Annotated in this window: 18 protein-coding genes; 9 read left to right on the forward strand and 9 right to left on the reverse strand. The window is 51.2% G+C overall.

All coding sequences use genetic code 11. The features are described from left to right. Nucleotides 1-427: 427 nt before the first annotated feature. On the reverse strand, nt 428-1,438 hold the full coding sequence (gene galR, locus H0248_RS05830; protein ID WP_039274381.1) for an HTH-type transcriptional regulator GalR: 1,011 nt from the start codon (nt 1,436-1,438) through the stop codon (nt 428-430). Between the two features lie 464 nt (nt 1,439-1,902). Here galR and galT point away from each other — a divergent pair, with 464 nt between their 5' ends. Then, complete coding sequence (galT, locus tag H0248_RS05835) at nt 1,903-2,943, forward strand: galactose-1-phosphate uridylyltransferase (RefSeq protein ID WP_180785114.1); 1,041 nt, start codon at nt 1,903-1,905, stop codon at nt 2,941-2,943. Between the two features lie 9 nt (nt 2,944-2,952). Continuing rightward, nucleotides 2,953-4,116 (forward strand): galactokinase, encoded by a 1,164-nt coding sequence (gene galK, locus H0248_RS05840; protein ID WP_180785115.1) that lies wholly within the window; start codon nt 2,953-2,955, stop codon nt 4,114-4,116. Between the two features lie 78 nt (nt 4,117-4,194). Here the strand turns inward: galK and mgtE are convergent, their stop codons facing one another. Next, nucleotides 4,195-5,673 carry a magnesium transporter gene (gene mgtE, locus H0248_RS05845; RefSeq protein ID WP_180785116.1) on the reverse strand — a complete coding sequence of 493 codons (1,479 nt, stop codon included), beginning with the start codon at nt 5,671-5,673 and terminating at the stop codon, nt 4,195-4,197. A gap of 207 nt (nt 5,674-5,880) precedes the next feature. On the opposite strand from mgtE, the gene H0248_RS05850 reads away from it, so the two are divergent. After that, nucleotides 5,881-6,330 carry a MarR family winged helix-turn-helix transcriptional regulator gene (locus tag H0248_RS05850; RefSeq protein ID WP_010285607.1) on the forward strand — a complete coding sequence of 150 codons (450 nt, stop codon included), beginning with the start codon at nt 5,881-5,883 and terminating at the stop codon, nt 6,328-6,330. Nucleotides 6,331-6,517: 187 nt separating this feature from the next. Beyond that, nucleotides 6,518-6,943: an organic hydroperoxide resistance protein gene (locus tag H0248_RS05855; protein WP_180785117.1), complete on the forward strand. Its 426-nt coding sequence runs from the start codon at nt 6,518-6,520 to the stop codon at nt 6,941-6,943. Nucleotides 6,944-7,231: 288 nt separating this feature from the next. Here H0248_RS05855 and H0248_RS05860 read toward each other — a convergent pair whose 3' ends face one another. From H0248_RS05860 to ppk1, 4 genes are all read right to left on the reverse strand, one after another. Further along, nucleotides 7,232-7,447, reverse strand: a complete 216-nt coding sequence (locus H0248_RS05860) for a YfgG family protein (protein WP_010300967.1) — start codon at nt 7,445-7,447, stop codon at nt 7,232-7,234. 248 nt (nt 7,448-7,695) lie between these two features. Then, nucleotides 7,696-7,884, reverse strand: a complete 189-nt coding sequence (locus H0248_RS05865) for a YjfB family protein (protein WP_180785118.1) — start codon at nt 7,882-7,884, stop codon at nt 7,696-7,698. Nucleotides 7,885-8,113: 229 nt separating this feature from the next. Further along, the gene (gene ppx, locus H0248_RS05870) at nt 8,114-9,649 is read right to left on the reverse strand and encodes an exopolyphosphatase (protein ID WP_180785119.1); all 1,536 of its coding nucleotides are present in this window, start codon (nt 9,647-9,649) and stop codon (nt 8,114-8,116) included. Then, the gene (gene ppk1, locus H0248_RS05875) at nt 9,649-11,721 is read right to left on the reverse strand and encodes a polyphosphate kinase 1 (protein ID WP_180785193.1); all 2,073 of its coding nucleotides are present in this window, start codon (nt 11,719-11,721) and stop codon (nt 9,649-9,651) included. The genes ppx and ppk1 overlap by 1 nt, the downstream gene beginning before the upstream one ends. 217 nt (nt 11,722-11,938) lie before the next feature. Here ppk1 and H0248_RS05880 point away from each other — a divergent pair, with 217 nt between their 5' ends. The 4 genes from H0248_RS05880 (at nt 11,939) to H0248_RS05895 (ending at nt 17,374) form a co-directional block, all read left to right on the forward strand. Beyond that, on the forward strand, nt 11,939-14,107 hold the full coding sequence (locus H0248_RS05880) for an ABC transporter permease subunit (RefSeq protein WP_180785120.1): 2,169 nt from the start codon (nt 11,939-11,941) through the stop codon (nt 14,105-14,107). Next, nucleotides 14,104-15,750, forward strand: coding sequence for a phosphate ABC transporter permease PstA (gene pstA / locus H0248_RS05885; RefSeq protein WP_180785121.1), 1,647 nt, complete (start codon nt 14,104-14,106; stop codon nt 15,748-15,750). Before H0248_RS05880 ends, pstA begins: the two co-directional genes overlap by 4 nt. Before the next feature lie 15 nt (nt 15,751-15,765). Then, on the forward strand, nt 15,766-16,581 hold the full coding sequence (gene pstB, locus H0248_RS05890; protein ID WP_180785122.1) for a phosphate ABC transporter ATP-binding protein PstB: 816 nt from the start codon (nt 15,766-15,768) through the stop codon (nt 16,579-16,581). Nucleotides 16,582-16,795: 214 nt separating this feature from the next. Then, a complete protein-coding gene (locus tag H0248_RS05895; protein WP_240354367.1) occupies nt 16,796-17,374 on the forward strand; it encodes a YolA family protein in 579 nt (192 codons plus the stop codon). A 46-nt stretch (nt 17,375-17,420) separates the two neighbouring features. Here the strand turns inward: H0248_RS05895 and H0248_RS05900 are convergent, their stop codons facing one another. Beyond that, complete coding sequence (locus H0248_RS05900; protein ID WP_180785124.1) at nt 17,421-17,885, reverse strand: hypothetical protein; 465 nt, start codon at nt 17,883-17,885, stop codon at nt 17,421-17,423. 390 nt (nt 17,886-18,275) lie between these two features. Here H0248_RS05900 and H0248_RS05905 point away from each other — a divergent pair, with 390 nt between their 5' ends. Beyond that, complete coding sequence (locus H0248_RS05905) at nt 18,276-18,713, forward strand: helix-turn-helix domain-containing protein (protein ID WP_010280336.1); 438 nt, start codon at nt 18,276-18,278, stop codon at nt 18,711-18,713. A gap of 255 nt (nt 18,714-18,968) precedes the next feature. Here the strand turns inward: H0248_RS05905 and H0248_RS05910 are convergent, their stop codons facing one another. Together H0248_RS05910 and H0248_RS05915 are read right to left on the reverse strand one after the other, a co-directional pair. Next, the gene (locus H0248_RS05910) at nt 18,969-20,336 is read right to left on the reverse strand and encodes an L-serine ammonia-lyase (protein ID WP_010280332.1); all 1,368 of its coding nucleotides are present in this window, start codon (nt 20,334-20,336) and stop codon (nt 18,969-18,971) included. Between the two features lie 67 nt (nt 20,337-20,403). Continuing rightward, on the reverse strand, nt 20,404-21,693 hold the full coding sequence (locus H0248_RS05915; RefSeq protein WP_180785125.1) for an HAAAP family serine/threonine permease: 1,290 nt from the start codon (nt 21,691-21,693) through the stop codon (nt 20,404-20,406). Between the last annotated feature and the right edge of the window lie 83 nt (nt 21,694-21,776).

Consider the following 21,776-nt stretch of genomic DNA (forward strand, 5'->3'; position numbering starts at 1 on the left):
CGGAGGTAAAGCGCTTCCACTCATGGCGAAGGATTATGGGGGAATAAAATGAAGTATGACATGATTGTTCTCACAAAATACAAAAGAGTTACACCAATATTTACACTAATGTAACGATGTTACATAGAGCGTTTTGATTATTTATCAGTACTATCGTGGTGTTATTTGCTACGTGAAGGTGTGTAACTGGTTACACGTTTTGTCTGTGCGGCTAAAATGCAGCATAAAAATTTTTTATGTCAGAATCGGAAACGTTACATCAAAGGCGTGATGCGATGCCGAGTAGGAAACATGTCAGAAAAATAGTGAAAGAGTGTCTGCGGAAGAGAAGTACAGAACAGGATGTGTGAGTGCAGAAACGCAATGATGTCGTGCTTGCCTGATGCGAAAGAGCAACGCATCGGGCAAGCTGAATGATAAAAGGCGGTTATTTCTTACGGGCTGGGGGACTGACAGAATGGCGGCGTACCAGCGTCGGGCTAAACATGTTCGTGGTTTCACTGAGCTGTTTACCGTGGGATAACGCGATGGCTAATTCTGCTGCCTGAATGGCCATGGCGGAAACCGGATAGTGCACAGTCGTCAGGCGAGGACGAAGATAGCGGGCAATCAATACGTCATCAAACCCGACCACCGACATGTCCTGCGGTACGCTGATGCTGTTATCGCTTAGGACAGAAAGGGCACCTGCGGCCATGGAATCGTTGTAACACACCACCGCCGTCATGTTGCCACCCCGACTCAGCAATTCCATCATGGCGGATTCACCACCCACTTCGTCCGGTGAGGCGCGGGCAATGAGGCGTTCATCCCGCGCGATGCCGTGCTCTTGCAGTGCATCCACATAGCCTTGCAGGCGGTCGGCGGAGTCAGAAATTTGGTGATTAGAACAGAGAAAGCCGATCCGCTGATGCCCTTCCTGAATTAAATGGCGTGTTGCCAGCCAGGAGCCATAGCGATCGTCGAGCGCAACGCAGCGGTTTTCATAACCGGGTAACGTGCGGTTGATGAGCACCATGTCAGGAATGTGGCTCATTAGCGCTGCCAGTTCCTCATCTGAAAGCATTTTTGCATGCACGATCAACCCCGCACAGCGGTGGCGAATTAGCTGTTCAATGGCTTTCTTTTCCTGCTCAGCATTGTGATAGCCGTTACCAATAAGCAAAAAGTTGCCGGTTGCCTGGGCAATTTGTTCGACAGATTTCACCATCGTTCCGAAAAAGGGATCGGACACATCCGCGACAACCAGCCCCATGGTCTCCGCACTTTGGTGTGCGAGCGCTCTGGCATTGGCGTTCGGATGATATTGCAGTTCCGCCATGGCCTTGTGTACGGCTTCCCTGGAGGCGGTACTGGCTTTGGGCGAGTTATTAATCACGCGCGAAACCGTAGCGACTGATACACCTGATAGACGAGCAACATCCTTTATTGTGGCCATTGGCATTCCTGAGCGGTCAAATGCGTGGTGAGGCGGACCGTAACCTAACGCACAAGTTAAAAGAAAAAATCGATTACTTATATTTATAAATGTACAGGTTTTTGGGGGATGTTACCTAGCCGACCCCCTTTCCTTTTTGATCCAGACCGTACTTATGTGATCGCTATCAACAATCATCGGTCATTTCTCTCTTCCAAAATCCCATGCCGAGGTTTAAATTTAGGGTAACCGATTACACTTATATGGTAGTTAAACGATAGCTGACTATCGTTATTCAGCATTACTACAGCCATTTCATCCATGCCATATAGTGAAACTGATTACATTAAGGGATCTTTCTGGCTGAGTTTACAGACTGACCTGATGCCTCTCCGAGATCTCTGACGGGCTGTTAGCGCCATACAATGGGTTGCCGATGGTGCCGCCGTTGTACCGAGTTTGTGTTTTGTATTGAGGAATAGCTTATGCAGTTTGAGCCAACTGAACATCCGCATCGCCGTTTTAACCCGCTGAAAGGCGAATGGATTCTGGTTTCTCCGCATCGTGCCAAACGCCCCTGGCAAGGGCAGCAGGATGAACCCGATCGCGCTACGCCACCGCCTTACGATCCGACCTGCTATTTGTGTGCGGGCAATAAACGCATTACTGGCGATATCAACCCGCACTATCAGGGCACCTTTGTTTTTACGAATGACTTTTCGGCTCTAATGGAGGACACGCCGGATGCACCATCGGGCGACGACGAGCTTTTCCGCGTGCAGCAAGCCCGTGGCGTCAGTCGTGTCATCTGTTTTTCTCCCGATCACAGTAAAAGTCTGCCACAGCTTTCGCTGCCAGCGCTGAAAGCAGTGATCGATACGTGGAGCGATCAGACTGAGGAACTGGGCAAGCGGTATCCGTGGGTTCAGGTTTTTGAGAATAAAGGGACGATGATGGGGTGCTCCAATCCCCATCCGCACGGGCAGGTTTGGGCTAACGATTTTCTGCCGAACGAAGTACAGCGTGAGGATGAGCAGCAACGTGACTATTTCTCCCGCCACGGTTCGGCGCTATTGCTGGACTACGTTCGCCGCGAGCAGGCTGACGGATCGCGCATTGTGGTGGAAACGGAGCACTGGCTAGCGGTTGTCCCTTATTGGGCGGCGTGGCCGTTTGAAACGCTGGTTCTGCCCAAGTTCGCGGTGCAGCGGTTACCGCAGCTCAATGACGTTCAGCGTGACGATCTGGCACTGATCCTGAAAAAGCTGACCAGCCGTTATGACAACCTGTTCCAGTGTTCCTTTCCTTATTCGATGGGGTGGCATGGTGCGCCGTTTAAGGGCGATGACATCGCACACTGGCAACTGCATGCCCATTTTTATCCCCCGTTATTACGTTCCGCCAGCGTGCGCAAATTTATGGTCGGCTATGAAATGCTGGCTGAGACACAGCGTGATCTGACGGCAGAGCAGGCCGCTGAACGTTTACGCAGCGTGAGTGATATCCATTTTCGTGAGCAAATTTGAGGTCATTTTATGAGCCGTATTGATTCTCTACGTCAGTTAACCGAGTCTGTTTTTGTCCGATTATTTGGCTATGCGCCGCACGCGGCTATTCAGGCTCCCGGTCGGGTCAACCTGATTGGCGAGCACACCGACTATAACGATGGCTTTGTCTTGCCTTGTGCTATCGATTACCAGACGGTGGTCAGCGCAGCGGTACGTCAGGATGGCATCGTGCGGGTGGTCGCGGTGGATTTTGACAACCAGCAGGATGAATTCGATCTCGCCAAAGCGATCGTGCCTCACCCAGACTACACTTGGGCGAACTATATCCGTGGAACGGTGAAGTTTTTGCAGGCGCGTGGCTTGCCGCTCACCGGCATGGATATGGTGGTCTCCGGTAATGTGCCTTCTGGCGCAGGGCTAAGTTCTTCGGCCTCGCTGGAAGTGGCGATCGGGCAGACGTTCAAAGAGCTGAATAATCTGGATATCAGCCAGTTGGATGTGGCATTGAACGGCCAGCAGGCGGAAAACGATTTTGTCGGCTGTAGCTGCGGCATTATGGATCAGTTTATTTCTGCTCAAGGGCGTGTTGGTCAGGCGTTGTTGATCGACTGCCGCTCTCTGGAAGGGCGCGCTGTGCGTATGCTCGATGGTGTTGACGTCCTGATCGTGAATTCTAACGTGCGCCGTGGGCTAGTCGACAGCGAATACAATACGCGACGCCAGCAGTGTGAAGCGGCGGCGCGTCACTTTAACGTCAAGGCGCTGCGTGATGTTTCACTGGCACAGTTTGAAGCGGGAATCGCGGGGCTGGATCCGGTAGCGGTACGTCGTGCGCGACACGTTATTACCGAGAACCGCCGTACACTGGAAGCGGCTGATGCACTGGCGCGTCAGGATGCGCACCGTTTGTTTACGCTGATGGCAGAGTCGCATGTCTCCATGCGTGACGATTTTGAAATTACCGTGCCGCCGATCGATGTGCTGGTGGATCTGATTCAAGAATATGTCGGTGAGCAGGGCGGTGTGCGTATGACCGGTGGCGGTTTCGGTGGCTGTATTGTCGCCCTTATCCCCTCAGCGCTGACGGATGAAGTCAAACAGGTGATCGAACGGGAATATCCGGCGCGCACCGGCCTTCAGCCGTCCATCTATCTGTGTCAGGCATCCGGCGGCGCGGGTCGCGTGAGTTAAATTCGGGCTGGGAAAGCGAGCGAAAAGGGCTTTGATTAAAGCCCTTTTTACATTTCATGTGTTTTACATTGCCTATGTTTAAGGCAGCAGGAACAGCGTTGCCAGCCCGAGGAAGATAAAGAAGCCGCCAGTATCGGTAATGGCTGTAATCATTACGCTGGAGCCGATGGCCGGATCGCGGCCGAGTTTCATCATGATCAGTGGGATAGCGACGCCCATCAGTGCGGCGAGCAACAAGTTCAGCAGAATCGCCAACATCATCACGCCCCCCATCGCGGCGCTGCCATAGAGCAGGAAGGTCACCACGCCCATAATCGTGCCCCATATCACCCCGTTGACCAGCGCAACGCCTAATTCTTTAAGCAGCAGGTACGATTTTTTGCCGTGTTCAAGCTGATGCAACGCCAGTGCACGCACGATCATGGTGATCGTCTGGTTACCCGTATTCCCGCCAATTCCGGCGACAATCGGCATGAGCGTCGCCAGCGCTACCAAATGGGATAGCGTGTGCTCAAACAGGCCGATAACCCGCGAAGCGATGAGCGCCGTACAAAGATTGATGGCCAGCCATGCCCAGCGATTGCGAAACGATTTATACACGGGCGCGTAGACGTCTTCAGAAGGCGTTAACCCCCCTGAACGCCGCAGGCTGCTGTCGCTTTCTCGGTTCACGACGTCGAGGATATCCTCAATCGTCAGGCGTCCCATGAGTTTCCCTTTGCTATCGACCACGGCGCTGGAAATTAAGTCGTAACGCTCAAAAGCCCCTGCGGCTTCTTCGACTTTATCTTCAGGCTGGAATCTCAACGGCTGATCGTCCATGACGTCATTAACCAGAGCCTGAGGTGAGTGGAGCAGAATGCTGGCTAGCGACAGTTCGCCGATCAGCGTATTTTTGCGATCGGTGACGAACAGCTTGTCGGTGGAGTTGGGGATAGTTTTACGGTAGCGCAGATAGCGCTGTACGGTCGCGAGTGTGACATCGGCGCGCACGGTGATGAGTTTGAAATCCATCATGTGGCCGAGGCAGTCTTCATCATAATTAATGGCGGCGCGTAGCTGCGCGCGCTGCTTCGGTTCAAGCGAGGTCAGTATTCTACCCAGCAGGTGGCGCGGAACGAGGCGAGACAGCTGAGCCTGTTCATCAACATCCAGTATCCTAACCGCTCTCAGGATTTCCTTGTCCTGCATGTCGCCGATCAGATCGTCAGAAATGCTGTCAGAGGCCTCAATCAACACGCGGCCGCGCTTCTCTACAGGAATAAGCCGCCAGAGCGCCAGCCGTTCATCCTGCGGTAAAGATTCCAGCATGTCGGCAAGGTCAGCGGCATGTAGCCCGATGATAAGTTCGCTGATTTCTGCGGTTTGATCGCGCAGAATGCTTTTTTCATGCAGTCTGATGTTGTTATTTAATGCAGTGCTGTCGCCCAACGTGGTGTCGTCGCGTTCCGTAACGCGCGGTTGCCGGTTGATAATGTCTTCAACCAGTTCTTTGTTTTCCAACAGTAGAAGGGAGATGCGGCGACGGAGGTCGGTAAGTTTTTTTACACTCGACATAATGTTTTATGCTCGATCTGTTTTTTATCCGTGTTTTATTAAACGTAGCGCAAAATCAGTAGATTAAGAATAGGATTACTGGCGAATCGCAGTGCGATAGTACCCAGATGTGTTTTTGATGCCCTTTTTTATCTAATGAATTATTAAATCGCTTGCTACTTAGTTTTTGGCGATATATAGTCAATACCAGAAACGTAACCGATACTGATGGCAGAGACGATGAACGACAACGCTTACAAACTGGATGGACAACTGTGCTTCGCACTGTATTCAGCCAATCTGGCGATGAATAAACTGTATCGTCGTTTGCTGTCTGAGCTGAATCTGACCTATCCTCAATATCTGGTCATGCTGGTGTTGTGGGAGCGTGAAGGTTTGACGGTGTCTGAACTGGGCGAGCGTCTGTATCTCGATTCCGCCACGCTAACGCCGTTGCTCAAGCGGTTACAAAGCGCAGGCTTAGTTGTGCGTAACCGGGGAACAGAAGATGAACGTCAGGTGCTGGTTGGTTTAACCGAAGCAGGGCGAGCACTTCAGCAACAGGCGAAAGCGATTCCTGAAAGCGTGTTTTGCGCGACGGAATGCCATCTTGACCAGCTACAGACGATCAAAAAAGATTTAGAGACGCTGCGTAAGAATCTGATTGGGCATCTTTGAAAATGCTGGCGGTTGCCTTGTGCATCCGCAGTCCGTCAGACAGCGTTATATTTGTTAAGTAGTCTGTTTTTATGTGGTTTTCTTTATGTAATTAAGTAGTTTGCGATTTAATTTTTCACTATGTAATTAAAGCCTGAGCAGCATCTATATTGCCTTAGGCCATTCCCTAACTATCTGGAGTCACATTATGTCTATTGAAAAAGTATTATACGTTGCCCATGCTCAAGCTACCGGTGGTCGTGATGGCCGTGCGGTGTCTTCCGATAAAGCGGTTGATATTAAATTGACGACCCCGCGTGAACTGGGTGGTGCAGGCGGTGAAGGGACGAACCCAGAGCAGCTGTTTGCTGCGGGCTATTCTGCCTGTTTTCTTGGCGCGATGAAGTTTGTCGGTGCGCGTGAGAAAATCGCTGTCCCTGCTGATACCACGGTAAACGGTAGCGTAGGCATCGGTGCTATCCCGACAGGATTTGGTATTGAAGTCGAACTGACGATTTCCCTGCCGGGTCTGGATCGCGCGGTGGCTGAAGATTTGGTGCAGAAAGCGCATATCGTTTGCCCATACTCCAATGCAACGCGTGGCAACATCGATGTGACCCTGACTATCGTCTAAGTCCGGCTTGAAGTCAGTACATGATTGATCGAGGAACTCGATTGATTGATAAAAACGGTGGCTGCGAAGATTCGCACTGCCGTTTTTTTATGACGGATATCCTCATCCGTCACCCTTCGGGCCGTTGCTACGCAACGTTGAAAAACGTTCCCGACGTTTTTTTATTGGTACGGCATCACCTAAATAGGTAGTGGGTGCGGGTGTAAATGACGGGCACGAGAAAACTAAGGCAGTAAGCCTGATGAAGAAAAATAGAATATAAGAAAAAATAGACGGGTTGGTTAAGCGCTACTCTTTCTGATTGACGAGTACGTTGGCAGGGAGCAGTAATTGTTCAGCACGCTGCTGCTGTTTGTCTTGGTGATGACCAAACGCGGTGATGGTGGAGTAAGCAAAGCGGCCTAAAAGAATAATAAAGCTGATGAGTAAAACGGCACGGGCGATCCGAGAGCCACTTCGTCGCGGGCGTATCGATAATCGTCGTTTATGGGTAAGCGTGGACATTACCGGTTAATCCTCTGTGAAAGCGAACATTCGCTGTTGTTTATTTAGGCACAAGCGGTAGGCGAGGTCAATCTGCCGATGTGAAAAATATGATGACCGATTTCGGTTTTCGCACGTTGGGTGCAAGGAGACAGGGAGGTATAAACCCGCGTGAAGAGAAAAGGGTATAAAAGGGATAAAGGGATAAAGGGAATCAGTAGAAACCCGCTCAAACAAAAACGAATAAGCGGGTTGTGTGGTGCAAGGGATTACGCCGTGGTATTGACGTTACGCCCAATCGCCGGATTTGCTGGCAGAGGTGGTAATGCCTGTAAAATGCCGGAGACGACAGCTTCTTGATTATCGATCGCTTTTTTCGCTATAAGCGCACTGGCCTCACTGCTGGTACGCATGTTGCTGAGGTCGGTCGCGAGTGATGCAATCTGCGATACATCCATTTCACTCTCCTTAATACTGAGTTGGATTGATGTCCGGTATGGAAAGGAAGCGCACCTTTCCGCCGAGGTTGCATGATGTTGGCGAAAATTCTCGCCAGCCATCATTTTGGTATCGGCCCCATCTCTGTAAACTTTACGTTAACCGGGCTTCACCGGCCAGTCTGGTTGCACAATTTTTCGTCACGATACTGTTCGGCGTACGCTCGGATTACAGACAAAATCCCAGCAATCAGGCTTTTTCTTCCTCAATCATCAGCTTCCAGCCGGTGACGTCCTGCCAGTATTCCTGTTCCCGTTCCAAATCCAGCTGTACCAGCGTGTTGTTGGTAAAGAAGTCACGTGGGAACGTCAGCGTCCAATAGTTGTCATCGGTATGCAGCCGTAGCGATTCCGGCGTTGTCGTTGCCTGACGCTGGTTATTCAACAGCGTGGCAAGACGCAAGAGCTGCACCATGGGCAAATACTGTTTCTTTTTGAACAGGTTCAACCGCGGCAATTCTTCCAGCTTGATCGCTTTACGGTGCAATCGCACGATCATGGACAGCACAAGCTGCTGTTCCTGATTGAAGCCGGGCAGGTTAGTGTTTTGCAGAATGTAGGCGGAATGACGGTGCATGCCGCTATGGTTAATGCCCAATCCAACCTCATGCAGCATAGAAGCCCAGTTTAAAATGGCTTCGAGCTGTGGATGCACCAAGTTAGGATTTTGTTCTGCCCATTGTGCATAAAGCTGCTGCGTAGTTTCCCGCACGCGTCGCGCCTGCTCACGATCGATATTGTAATGGGTCGCCAGACTCTGCGCGGTACGGATACGAATATCCTGATGGCGGAAACGCCCTTCCATTTCGTACAGCACGCCTTCACGCAGCGCGCCATCGGACAGGCGTAGTTCTTTGATCGCCAGCGCATCGAAAATACCGCATAGGATAGCCAGACCGGGCACGAGCACCGACTGACGGTCTTCGGACAGACCCGGCAGGCTCAGCGCTTTGAAGTGCTTAAACTGCAAGATCTGCGTGCGTAGCATTTCCAGCCGTTCGGGAGTAATCAGGCCGTCTTTCTCTCCCATTTCCACCAGAATTTCATGCGTAGCCTTGATCGTTCCAGACGCGCCTAGGGCGAATTTCCAGCCGTATATGCGGTATTCCCAGGACAGCGTCTCCAGCTTTTGTGCCGCGGCCAGCCGTGCGCGCTTGAAGTTGGCTTCGCTAATTTCACCATTCGGGAAAAACTGCTGTGCGAAGCTGACGCACCCCATGCGACGGCTTTCCACCAGCATCGGCTCGAAATCTTCACCGATGACCAACTCTGTAGAACCGCCACCGATATCGATGACCAGCTTGCGGCCTTTCTCCGGCTGCGTATGCTCCACGCCCATAAAAATCAGACGGGCTTCTTCATGGCCGGAAATGATCTCTATCGGATAGGGAATAATATCCGCCGCACGGCGCAGAAACTCCTGCGCGTTGGCCGCTTGACGCAGCGCGTGCGTACCGACGATGGACACGTTCATGGCTGGGAAGCCTTGCAGCCGTTCAGCAAACAGCGCCAGACAGCTCAGGCCGCGTTGAATGGCTTCTTCGCTGAGCACATTTTTGCTGTCCAGCCCATCGGCCAGATGTACCCGCTGTTTTAAACGCCCCAATACCTGAAGCGCACCGTTTACCACGCGTGCGATCACCATGTGAAAACTATTGGAGCCCAGGTCGATGGCGGCGAATTCTTGCGGCTTCATCTCGGTTTTTTCATTGTTCGTTAACGGCATTATTCAGGCTTATCTCCAGGTTGCTCCAACGCCTTGATGTAGTCGTAAATGGCATTTTGCGCGCGTACTTTACGCCGGTTGCCGCGTGAGACATAGCGATTGCTCGATTCTTTATCAATGACACGGGCTTTCACCGTATCACTGAACAGAATATCCAGCGTTTCCAGCACGCGGTTTTTCAAAATGGGATCCAGAATTTCCACTGCGACTTCAATGCGATAATCAATGTTGCGTGTCATCCAGTCTGCGGAAGAGAGGTAGACTTTCTTGTCCCCGCCGTTGTTGAAGACATACACCCGATCGTGTTCCAGATAGCGGTCAAGAATACTGATGACCTGAATATTTTCACTGATCCCCGGTAAATTAGGGATCAGCGAACACATGCCACGTACCAGTAGATTGATTTTTACGCCCGCAGAGGAAGCCTGATACAGCTTTTCTGCCAGCCCTTTATCCACCAGATTATTTACCTTAAGCGTAATGCCTGCATCACGATTCGCCAGCGCATTTTCGATCTCGGTATCGATCAATTGGTAAAGCTTGTCGCGGGAATTTTGCGGTGACACCAGCAGGTGCTCGAAGCTGACCGGGCGGTAGGGGTTTTCAATGAAATTGAAGACGCGACGGACTTCGTTGGTAATGCGTTCGTCGGCGGTCAGCAGCGAGTAATCCGTATACAGACGGGCAGTTTTCTCGTTGAAGTTACCGGTGCCGATATGCGCGTAACGCACGATGTTTTCCCCTTCGCGGCGGGAAATCAGGAATAGCTTGGCGTGAATTTTCAGCCCTGGCACCGAGAAAATGACGTGTACGCCCGCTTCTGTCAGGCGTTTGGCCCAGTGGATGTTCGCCTCTTCATCAAAGCGTGCCTGTAGCTCGACCACGACCGTCACTTTCTTGCCGTTGTGCGCCGCATGAATCATCGAGGTAATGATGCGCGAGTCTTTGGCAACGCGGTAAATATTGATTTTGATGGACAGCACGTTAGGGTCGAAAGAGGCTTGTCGCAGCAGCTCTAATACGTGCTCGAAGGTGTGGTACGGGTAATAGAGCAGCACATCGCGCTCACGGATCGCATCAAACCCATTGCGAAAATTGTTGAACCCAGTGTGCCGCAGGCGGGGCAAAGGTTTGTTGACCAGATTGGCGCGCCCGACGTTCGGGAAGGAAATAAAATCTTTGAAATTATGATAACGCCCGCCGGGGATAACGGAGTCAAAGGAGGAGATCCCCAGCTTCTCTTGTAGCATCGCGACCATGGCGTCTGGCATGTCGCGCTGATACACAAATCTCACCGGCTCGGCGGTTAAGCGCTGCTTCAGGCTGGAAGACATCAGCTCCAGCAGGCTGGATTCCATTTCCGTCACCAGATCGTATTCTGCATCGCGCGTCATTTTCATGGAGTACGCGTTCAGCGCATCATAATCGAAGAAACCCTTGAAGATATCATCCAGACAGTAACGCAGAATGTTATCGATGAGGATCATGGTCTTACGACGACGCGGCGCTTCCGCTGGCAGGTTGACGAAGCGCGGTATTTTATCCGAAGGAATTTCCAGCAGGGCGTAGCTGATCTCATCACCACGAATAATTTCGACGGCAAGATAGGTATAGTTATCCTTCAGAAACTCCACCAGATTGGTTTCGTCAAAGATCAGTATTGGCGTGATGTGTGGGCGCAGATATTGCCGGAAGTAATCTCTCAGCCACTCTTGCTGATTCGGGGAAACCTGACGTTCGTTGACCAGAAAAATCTGGTTACGCGCCATCTCCAGCAGCAGTTCGTTGTACAGGCTATCAAATATTTGATCGGTTTTGAGAACTCGCGCCTGAATTTTGCCTAAAAGATGTCGCAGATTGCCGTCCAGACCTTGTTCTTCATTAATCAGAATGCGTCTTTTCAAATCGGCAAAACGGACTTTATAAAATTCATCAAGGTTGCTGGAGTAAATGCCCAGAAAGCGCATACGTTCGATTAACGGATTGCTTTTATCTGCTGCTTCCTGAAGTACTCGTTCATTAAAGGATAACCAACTTAATTCTTTCTCTATATAGAGTTTGTCCTGACCCATTGTCACTCCGCTCAACGCATGTACTGAAGGTTCATCCAATATTCATACCCTTCCTTTGTGGAGATAGGGTACAACAACATTATGGCGTGTTGATGACGATAAAATCTAATTCATAGACAGACTTACCATTGTCATATTATGGGCGTAAAGGCAACATATGCTACCCGCAATACGTTAGCAACACGACTCTGGCGGCTTCACTCTGACGGCGAGAATAATGGTAAACACAGGTAACGCATCACAGTATCGGGATCGTCGGCGAGCGTGGATCGATCGCTTGGTTCACCGCATTGTTGCGAGCAGTGGGCTGCTTGTGCTGGCTATGCTGTTGTTAATCTTCTTCTATCTCCTGTATGTGGTGACACCACTGTTCCTTTCGCCCACCGTTAATGGCCAAAAAACGGTGCCACGCCATGGTGCGGAACCGTCGCTGGCGCTGGGGCTTAGCGACAACGGGCAGATCGGGTTTCGTATCGACAGTCAGGGCTATGGCGAGTTTATTCCGTTTGCGGAAAATCAGCCCATGTCGCGTATTCAACTGGTTCCCGCGCTGAGCTTACTGGCGCAAAATCGGGGTGAGCAGCAGATCTATGCTTTGAGCCAGCCCGACGGCCGTCTGCTTTTCGTTCAGCCTGTGCTGTCAGGTACGGAAAATCGTTCCCCTGTCTGGGATTATCCGCTGGGTGAGCAGGCCTATTCGCTGGGTTTACCTGCGCAGCCGCTGCGTCATCTGGCAGTGGCGGCGGTGGGGGAAAAGCATATTGTTGTGGCGGCGATCGGGCAGGAAAATGCCTTGAGCATCGCTGATATTGATGAAAGCGGCGTGCGGCAACGGGCACAGATTACGCTTCCGGCGGGGACGATTAACCAACTGCTGCTGACGCCAGACGGACAGCAGGTGTATTTGCTCAGCGGTAAGACATTAACGCTGTGGCAGGTGGGGGCGAACGCGCTGACGCTGCGGGAAGAACGACAGTTACAACTGGCGGAACCGCTGCATCTGGCGCTGTTGTCCGGTGGACGATCGCTGCTGGTGCAGGCTGCTGACGGGCGGATTAGCCAATGGTTTGACGTTCCGGGCGAAAAGGGCGCTACGCTGACAGAGACTCGTCAGTTTCCGCATGTGGTGGGCGAGTCGGTGTTGTTGGCAACGGAGATGCAGCGGCGCGTCTTTGCCACATTGAGCGCACAGGGTGAGCTGTCGCTGTTTGCGAGCAAGCAGTCGCATGCGCTGCTGACGCAGACGTTACCGGCTCATGCACAAAAGCTGGCGTTTTCGCCGCGCGGTTCAGCGTTGCTGGTTGAAACGGCACAGGGCTGGCATCGCTATCAGGTTGATAACCCGTATCCCGATATTGGCTGGCGTGGGCTGTGGCAAAAGCTGTGGTACGAGAACTATCCGGAGCCCGCCTATATCTGGCAATCCACGTCTGCGGACGACAGCTATCAGGCCAAATTCAGCATGATGCCGCTGATGCTGGGCACGATGAAGGCCGCGATTTACGCCATGCTGTTTGCCACGCCGCTGGCGCTGTCCGCTGCGATTTATACCGCCTGCTTTATGTCGCCGACGCTGCGACGCTGGATTAAACCCACGCTGGAAATCATGGGTGCGCTGCCGACGGTGGTCGTCGGTTTAATTGCGGCTATCTGGCTGGCCCCGCATTTTGCGACCTATCTGTCCGCGATTCTGGTCATGCCGATTTTATGGATGCTGGCCGTGCTCGGCTGCGGCTGGCTGATTGAATGCCTGCCGACGCGCTGGCGCGTCCGTTTCCCTGCTGGCTGGGACGTGCTATTCCTCATTCCCACGATCTTGCTGACATTTGTGGTCGGCTGTTGGCTTGCGCCGCGAATGGAGATCTGGGTGTTGGGGCAGCCGCTGTACCAGTGGCTGGGTGATGATTTTGTGCAACGCAATACGCTGGTGGCGGGCGTTGCTCTTGGCTTCGCGCTGATCCCGCTGATTTTTTCGCTGGCGGAGGATGCGTTGTTCAGCGTACCGGCTCGTTTAAGTCAGGGATCGCTGGCGCTGGGGGCGACAGCGTGGCAAACCCTGTGGCGCGTCGTACTGCCGTCCGCCAGTGCTGGGATTTTCGCGGCGCTGATGCTGAGTTTTGGTCGCGCCGTGGGGGAAACCATGATTGTGCTCATGGCGACGGGCAATACACCGATTATGGATGAAGGTCTGCTCCAGGGGCTGCGTTCGCTGGCGGCGAATATCGCTATTGAAATGCCGGAAGCGGTGACGAACAGCGGCCACTATCGGGTGCTGTTCTTAACGGCATTAACGCTGTTTGTTTTCACGTTCATCGTAAATACGCTGGCTGAAACTATCCGGCAGCGCTTACGCCAACGCTACCGTGATGAAGGAGAAAATGCGTGAAGCGCTGGTTCCGTTCGGGAAGGCCCTGGGTGTGGCTGACCGCATCGTCAATTTCCATTAGCCTGCTGGCGATGTTGGCAATCATTGTGTTGCTGGCCGGGCAGGGCATGCGTTATCTGTGGCCGCAGCCTGTCTGGCTGCTGACGTTACAGCCGGAACAGGGGGCGCAACGTGCGCTGATAGGGGAAATTTATGCCGAGCAGACGCTGTCGCGCCAACAACTGGAACAGGCTGGTTTGTCTTCTTTGTCTGAGGACGCTGAAACACGCTATTTGATTAAAATTGGCCAGCGCGAAATTCATGGGCAGAGCTTTCGCACGCTGCTGTCGCGCGACATTGTTCGCTTTGATAAACCCGCCGACATTCTGGTGTTGAAGCGGATGAACAATGGCACTGCCTATGGTTATCTGGCTGGCATGCTAGAGGGCGAGCAGCCGCTGGTGGCAATGGATCTCCCCGCCACCTTACAGCATCGCGTCGAGCAGGTGCAGGGATTGCTTGCGAAGACGCAGGCCATCCGTATGGGGGAGATGGCGAAGATCAACCAGCAGTTTGAGACGCTGCGGCTGGAAGAGAAAAAGCGGCAGCAGGCCAAGACGCTAGATAATCAGGCGTTAGCCCGCCTTCAGGCTGAGCGCATTGAACTGCAACGCCACTTTGATGAGCTGTCGCGCCAGCTAACCTCACTCAATCTGGACATTAATCGCGATACCGTGCAGTTGCGGGACGCGAACGGCAGCGTCCATCTTATTCCGCTCAGGGACATTGAACAGGCCTGGTACCCTAACGCGATGAGCCTGTGGGAAAAAGCCAGCCACTGGGGCGCTCAGGCGAAATACATGCTGGTGCACTACTCGCCGGACAGCAACAGCGCGGGCCATCTTTTCCCTGCCATTTTTGGCACCGTGCTAATGGTGGTGCTGATGTCCATCGTGGTGATGCCGTTGGGGGTAATCGCCGCAGTTTATCTGCATGAATACGCGGGGAAAAATAGTCTAACGCGCTGGGTGCGGATTGCCGTGGTCAATCTGGCTGGGGTGCCTTCCATTGTGTACGGCGTGTTCGGGTTAGGCTTTTTTGTTTATCTCATCGGTGGCACGTTGGATCAGCTGTTCTATTCCGAGGCGCTGCCAAATCCGACGTTTGGTACGCCGGGGCTGCTGTGGGCATCGCTGACGCTGGCTCTGCTGACGCTGCCGGTGGTGATTGTGGCGACGGAAGAAGGGCTATCACGTATCCCGATGTCGGTACGCCACGGCTCACTGGCGTTGGGCGCCACCAAGGCCGAAACGCTGTGGCACGTTGTGCTGCCGATGGCGGTTCCCGCGATGATGACCGGTTTAATCCTCGCGGTGGCGCGTGCCGCAGGGGAAACGGCGCCGCTGATGTTGGTCGGCGTGGTGAAGTCGGTGCCGGTTTTACCGGTTGATGACATTTTCCCTTATCTGCATCTTGAGCGAAAATTTATGCATCTGGGATTCCAGATTTACGATTTGGCGTTCCAAAGCCCGGACGTGGAAGCCGCCAGGCCGCTGGTGTACATCACCGCACTGCTGCTGGTGCTGATTGTCGTCGGGTTGAACCTTGCGGCGATTGGAATCCGCCATGTTCTGCGTGAGAAATATCGTTCGTTATCACTCTGAAAGTAGGATGAAGTTATGGGATTTATGACACAAAAGGAGATGGCACCGCTACCTGATGTTCATCAACTGAGTGATGAACAGACGATGTTAACCGTGGAACATCTGAATCTGTACTATGGCGACAAGCAGGCGCTGAACGATATTTCGATTCGTATTCCGAAGAAGCAGGTCACGGCGCTGATTGGGCCGTCGGGCTGTGGCAAATCCACGCTGTTACGCTGCTTTAATCGGATGAATGATCTGGTGGACAACTGCCGTACCGAAGGCGATATCTGGCTGAACGGCATGCCAATTAACGACCCGCAGTTAGATGTTGCTGTGTTACGCCGCCGGGTCGGTATGGTTTTCCAACGCCCGAATCCGTTTCCTAAATCGATCTATGAAAACGTCATTTATGGCCTTAGATTACAGGGACTACGCGATCGCCGCTTTTTGGATGATGCCGTTGAGCGTGCGCTGCGGGCGGCGGCGCTGTGGCATGAAGTAAAAGATCGGCTGAGTGACAACGCGCTGACGCTATCCAGCGGGCAGCAGCAGCGCTTGGTGATCGCCCGGGCGATCGCCATTGAGCCGGAAGTATTGTTGCTGGACGAACCAACCTCCGCGCTCGATCCCATTTCGACGCTGGTTGTCGAGGAACTGATGGGAACGCTAAAGCAGCATTTCACGCTGGTGCTGGTGACGCACAACATGCAGCAGGCCGCTCGCGTGTCGGATTACACCGCGTTTATCAATCAGGGCAAACTGATCGAATACAACCGTACTGACGATCTGTTTACCTCTCCGGCGCAGCGGCGCACGGAGGATTATATTACTGGGCGTTTTGGTTAGGTTTTTATTTAAATACTAAAATATAATATCATCGTATACATATTATTTATTATGAATTGTGATGATATTATGAATGTGTTTATTGTTACCATGACAATAAATAAATTGATAATTATTTGTTTTTAATGTGAATGTTTTATATTATTGTGATTTTCTTACTGGAAAAAATAACATTTTGATTCATAGTTTATCTGCAGCAATTGGCTGCATTTAAATGGAATTACTCAGGATGAGAAATAAAATATATATTGGTTTTGCATTCAGTATGTTGGTTAGTGCTGTATTTCCGGCGTATTCTCAGGGTATGGAAGAGCCGGTGGCGGAAACAATTACAGCATTTGATTCTCCCCTTCTGGAGCATCCAGTATCTGCAAATGAATCCTCTTCTCAGGACTATAAGCCTCTTCGTGCGCCAGCGCCGGCATTGAGTTCTGTCTATGTCTATGCAGTGGCATCAACACAGAATGGCGGAGCCTGGGAATATATTGGCCCGAATAAGCTTGCGACGACTCAGGATCACGGAGGAGCACAGTTACGCATTGCCGTGTTGGAAGTGGGTTATGGTAATAATCGCTTTGGCTGGATTGATGGCTTACAAAAGAGCCCCTATCAGGTTAACGGTGTCTGTGTCGTGAGTGGTTATTATTCCGAGTCGTGTCCCGCAGGTTCGACTTATGTAGGATGGATGGCCTATTTCAACGGCGATGGCATGCAGTCTGGGACATTCCGTTACCAATCCACCTCAATAAACGGGCCTTATCGGACGCTTAGCACGTCATTGAACATTCGATAACACTATATTCTCAGCAGGATCTCCCAAAAAGAGAGCCTGCTTTTCATTATGCTTTCACGCTAATCGGTGTGTAACTGAGTTGTACTAATTTGTCTAATACTGCCTTTTGCTGTTCTGCATGTAAGTGCTCGCCGCGTGACAGCGAACCACTTATCCCGTTTTTGAGCATTTGGATAAAATTGATTTTCTGGTTGGGATCGGCGGGGGCGACATCGTCAATTGGAGGATGCAAAATGAGCAACGCCGCCATACCGATTTCCAGACTTTCTTCAAATGACATATCGCCGGAGGCCGTAAATTCTTTTGCCGCGTCAATCGCTTCCTGTGGTGTCATATTGGAAAAATCATAACGTTTGCTTGACTGGATCGTTGAGGGGGTATTGGCAGCAACAGAATTTAGGCTTAATTTTGACGTGTTGCCAGCGAGTGAAAATACGTTTTCCGCAGGTTCTTTAGGGTTCACCGAGGGGGCTGAGTAGTTAGCGATACCATTAAGGCTTGTAATGCTCATTATGGAGGTTCCTTTCCTGTGAGAGTGAAATTCAATAGTAGAGCGTTGTTATGCAGTGCAATCGTGTGAATATAGAGGAAAGTTTACCTTAGTTAATGTATTTGTCTTCTTTTTATTCAGGAAACAATGAGTTGTTTTTTTAACTCATTGTTTTTATGTCATCATTTAAATGACATCTCTTTTTGATTTCTGATTAGTGGTTTTAATTATTATATTGTTTAATTGTTTCGATTAAATATAACCCGTATTTACGGCAATCTTGATAGGATGCCTAGGGTATCATCAAACCATAAAAAAATTATGGATACCGTTCATCAATTATCCGTGCCATTTGAAAAATTGATGATAAAATGTGCGCAAATTTTTTGACTCTGGCAAGTGGCGGGTAAGATGAAATTCAGTACCATGAACGAAGGCGAAATTATTACCGAGCTGTGCCGGAGAATAAAAGACTCCAGAATTCAGCAACGTTTATCGCAGGTCGATCTTGCTGAACGAGCAGGGCTGGGAATCGCAACGATCAAGCGTGCGGAAATGGGCGAATCCATTACGCTCAGCAGCCTGCTCTCCATTCTGCGCGGATTAAATCGTCTGCATCAGATTGAAGGCGTGCTCTTCGATGCAGAAGTGGAATCCTTCCATGCGCAGATCAGCGGCGAGAAAAAACAGACGCCACTGCGTATCAGAAAGAAAGCCGCGACCTTTCCTGCCAAAGCGCTCACCAAGCATGAAAATATTAAGAAACCCGCTAACAGCACGGTAGATTGGTATATCGCGGCGGCTGAAAACAACATTGTCTGGTCGCTGCCTGAAAGCGATAAAAAATAAAGGGCTAATGAGGTTGCTGACAAAGTCCGTATGGCGGTAGTAACGGATAGATCGTAAAGACGCTGTAAATACATCCCTGTACGCTCGGATTGCGCCATCCCTGGCGCAAACGCTTTACTCTTCTATTCCGTTACTCCCGTTCTCGTTCGATAAACAGGTTTGTCAACGGTCTGAAAGGTTATGTATGAACCCCTACACATAAACCCTGATTGTCGGGTTAATTTACCGAGCTTTAACGCGACAAGGCCAGTTTTATCATTCACATAGAACAACTTTAATCGCCAAACCGCCGCGAGACGTTTCACGGTACTTGGCGTTCATGTCTTTGCCTGTTTCATACATGGTTTCAATGACCTTATCCAACGATACGCGTGGTTCGCTGGTACGGCGCATTGCCATTCTGGCGGCGTTGATTGCCTTCACGGAGGCGATAGCGTTGCGTTCAATGCACGGCACCTGAACCTGACCCGCTACCGGATCGCACGTCAGCCCCAGATTATGCTCCATGCCGATTTCCGCGGCGATGCACACCTGTTCAGGGTTCGCACCGAGTAGCTCAGCCAGACCGGCTGCCGCCATCGAACAGGCCACGCCGACTTCTCCCTGACAGCCTACTTCCGCACCGGAAATAGAAGCGTTCATTTTGTAGAGCATGCCGATAGCGCCGGATGCCAGGAAGTAACGCAGGTAAGATTCCGGGGTGACCGGTTGAACGTAACGATCGTAATAAGCCAGCACAGCAGGAATAATGCCGCATGCGCCGTTAGTTGGGGCGGTGACGACGCGTCCGCCAGCCGCATTTTCTTCCGATACGGCCATCGCAAACATGTTCACCCAGTCCATCGCGTCCATCGGGTCGTTAGAAAAGCGATCGTTGATGAACAGCAGGCGATGCAGCGCTGATGCCCGACGGGGAACGCGTAATGGGCCGGGCAACACACCTTCCGTATTCATGCCGCGATGCATGCAGTCCTGCATGGTTTTCCATACGTCGGCAAAATAGTGCTCAAGCGCTTCCCGACCATGCATCGCAATCTCGTTTTTCAGGACGATGGCGGATAAAGACAGGCAGTGATCGTGGCAGTGTTGCAGCAGCTTCTGGGCAGAAAAGAACGGGTAGGGCGCGCTTTCCTCAGCCAGATTGGGTTTGCCGAAGTTTTCCTGATCGACGACGAATCCGCCCCCGATGGAGTAATACGTTTTGCTATAGACCAACTCTTGCTGGTTATAGGCGCGAATGGTCATGCCGTTTTCATGTAGCGGCAGGTTTTCCGGCTGGAAACGCAAGGAGGATTCCAGCGGGAAGCTGACCTCATACTGACCGTTGAGCATCGGCAGGCGTTGAGTGTCTTTCACCTGTTGAATAAACGCCGGAATACTATCGATATTTACGCTATCCGGCAGATTACCCGCGAGCCCCATAATGATAGCGATATCGGTATGGTGCCCTTTCCCCGTCAGGGAAAGCGAGCCGTAAATATCAACGACAATACGTGTCACCGATGAGATAAGCGCGCGGTTCACCAGATCGTCGGTGAACATTTTACCCGCTTTCATTGGGCCGACAGTATGAGAACTGGACGGGCCGATGCCGATTTTGAAGATATCAAATACGCTGACCATAGCGATTTCCTTGAAAAAAAACGCCGGTCGTTAAATAACGTGCCGGCGTTAAATTAGGGTGGGGGGCTTACAGCAGATCGCGCAGGCTGTAAACAATGGCGGAAATAGCGATCAGTCCCATCAGGGTGACAAAGACGTTGCTGATCTGGCCGCTGTATTTCTTCATTGCTGGGACTTTCTGGATAGCGTACATCGGCATCAGGAACAGCAGGCACGCGATAATCGGGCCGCCCAACGTTTCGATCATGCCCAGAATGCTTGGGTTCAGCGTCGCAACAATCCAGGTCGTGATCAGCATGAACAGCGCAGTGATGCGGTTCAATTTGGTGTTGGAAATGGTTTTTCCTCTGCTGCGCAGGGATTTCACGATCATGCCGTTAAAACCTTCGCCTGCACCCAGATAGTGACCCAGGAACGATTTAGAGATAGCGATAGTGGCAATAACCGGTGCCAGATAGCCGATTACCGGGTTTTTAAAGTGGTTCGCCAGATAGGACAGAATAGAAATGTTCTGTGTTTTCGCTTCCATCAGCTCAGTCGGAGACAGGCTCAGTACACAGCTGAAGACGAAGAACATCACGGTCAGCACCATCATGATGTGGCTGTAAGACAGAATGCGTGAGCATTTTTGCTCGGCGTCATCGCCATACTCTTTACGTTTGGCAACGGCGAAAGAGGAGATGATTGGCGAGTGGTTGAAGGAGAAAACCATCACCGGAATAGCCAACCATAATGTCGCCAACAGACCGTTGCCCGTGACGCTGGAACTCAAAGAAATGTTTTCAAAAACAGAGGTGTTCCAGTTTGGAATTAAATAAAGTGCCAGCAACATCAGCACGGCAACAAATGGGTAAACCAGAATACTCATTGCCTTAACGATCATCGCTTCACCAAAGCGGACAATAAACATTAATCCGAGGATCAATATTAATGACAGCAGCGCACGTGGCGGAGAAGGCAAATGCAATTGGTGAGTAATAAAACTATCTACCGTATTGGTGATGGCGACGCTATAAACTAATAGGATCGGATAAATAGCGAAAAAATAAAGCAAAGTGATTAATTTACCTGCACCAACGCCGAAATGTTCTTCAACGACTTCGGTAATATCTTCGCCACCTTTCTTGCCGGATAATACAAAGCGGCATAAGGCACGGTGAGAATAATATGTCATCGGGAAGGCAATCAGTGCCATGATAATTAACGGAATTAACCCACCAATACCGGCATTGATAGGTAAGAATAACACGCCAGCGCCGATGGCCGTGCCATAGAGGCCCAGCATCCAGACAGTGTCGCTTTTACGCCATCCTGAAGCCTGTTCTAACACCTGGCTGCTATCTTGAATGGTGCTCATATACTGATCTCTCCTCGGTGAACATATTAATACTCTGTTACAAGAGTATTGCCACATGATGTGGATTATAAAAATTACAGTAT

This window comes from Pectobacterium brasiliense (genome assembly GCF_013449685.1).
Lineage (GTDB): Bacteria > Pseudomonadota > Gammaproteobacteria > Enterobacterales > Enterobacteriaceae > Pectobacterium > Pectobacterium brasiliense_A.

What these genes read in the sequence shown, in the direction of transcription:
- H0248_RS05855 (WP_180785117.1), top strand. Translation starts at nt 6,518, where the DNA reads ATGTCTATTGAAAAAGTATTATACGTTGCCCATGCTCAAGCTACCGGT.
- mgtE (WP_180785116.1), bottom strand. Translation starts at nt 5,673, where the DNA reads ATGTCGAGTGTAAAAAAACTTACCGACCTCCGTCGCCGCATCTCCCTT.
- H0248_RS05915 (WP_180785125.1), bottom strand. Translation starts at nt 21,693, where the DNA reads ATGAGCACCATTCAAGATAGCAGCCAGGTGTTAGAACAGGCTTCAGGA.
- H0248_RS05860 (WP_010300967.1), bottom strand. Translation starts at nt 7,447, where the DNA reads ATGTCCACGCTTACCCATAAACGACGATTATCGATACGCCCGCGACGA.
- galT (WP_180785114.1), top strand. Translation starts at nt 1,903, where the DNA reads ATGCAGTTTGAGCCAACTGAACATCCGCATCGCCGTTTTAACCCGCTG.
- ppk1 (WP_180785193.1), bottom strand. Translation starts at nt 11,721, where the DNA reads ATGGGTCAGGACAAACTCTATATAGAGAAAGAATTAAGTTGGTTATCC.
- H0248_RS05905 (WP_010280336.1), top strand. Translation starts at nt 18,276, where the DNA reads ATGAAATTCAGTACCATGAACGAAGGCGAAATTATTACCGAGCTGTGC.
- ppx (WP_180785119.1), bottom strand. Translation starts at nt 9,649, where the DNA reads ATGCCGTTAACGAACAATGAAAAAACCGAGATGAAGCCGCAAGAATTC.
- H0248_RS05850 (WP_010285607.1), top strand. Translation starts at nt 5,881, where the DNA reads ATGGCAGAGACGATGAACGACAACGCTTACAAACTGGATGGACAACTG.
- H0248_RS05865 (WP_180785118.1), bottom strand. Translation starts at nt 7,884, where the DNA reads ATGGATGTATCGCAGATTGCATCACTCGCGACCGACCTCAGCAACATG.
- galR (WP_039274381.1), bottom strand. Translation starts at nt 1,438, where the DNA reads ATGGCCACAATAAAGGATGTTGCTCGTCTATCAGGTGTATCAGTCGCT.
- H0248_RS05880 (WP_180785120.1), top strand. Translation starts at nt 11,939, where the DNA reads ATGGTAAACACAGGTAACGCATCACAGTATCGGGATCGTCGGCGAGCG.
- H0248_RS05895 (WP_240354367.1), top strand. Translation starts at nt 16,796, where the DNA reads ATGGAATTACTCAGGATGAGAAATAAAATATATATTGGTTTTGCATTC.
- galK (WP_180785115.1), top strand. Translation starts at nt 2,953, where the DNA reads ATGAGCCGTATTGATTCTCTACGTCAGTTAACCGAGTCTGTTTTTGTC.
- pstB (WP_180785122.1), top strand. Translation starts at nt 15,766, where the DNA reads ATGGGATTTATGACACAAAAGGAGATGGCACCGCTACCTGATGTTCAT.
- H0248_RS05900 (WP_180785124.1), bottom strand. Translation starts at nt 17,885, where the DNA reads ATGAGCATTACAAGCCTTAATGGTATCGCTAACTACTCAGCCCCCTCG.
- H0248_RS05910 (WP_010280332.1), bottom strand. Translation starts at nt 20,336, where the DNA reads ATGGTCAGCGTATTTGATATCTTCAAAATCGGCATCGGCCCGTCCAGT.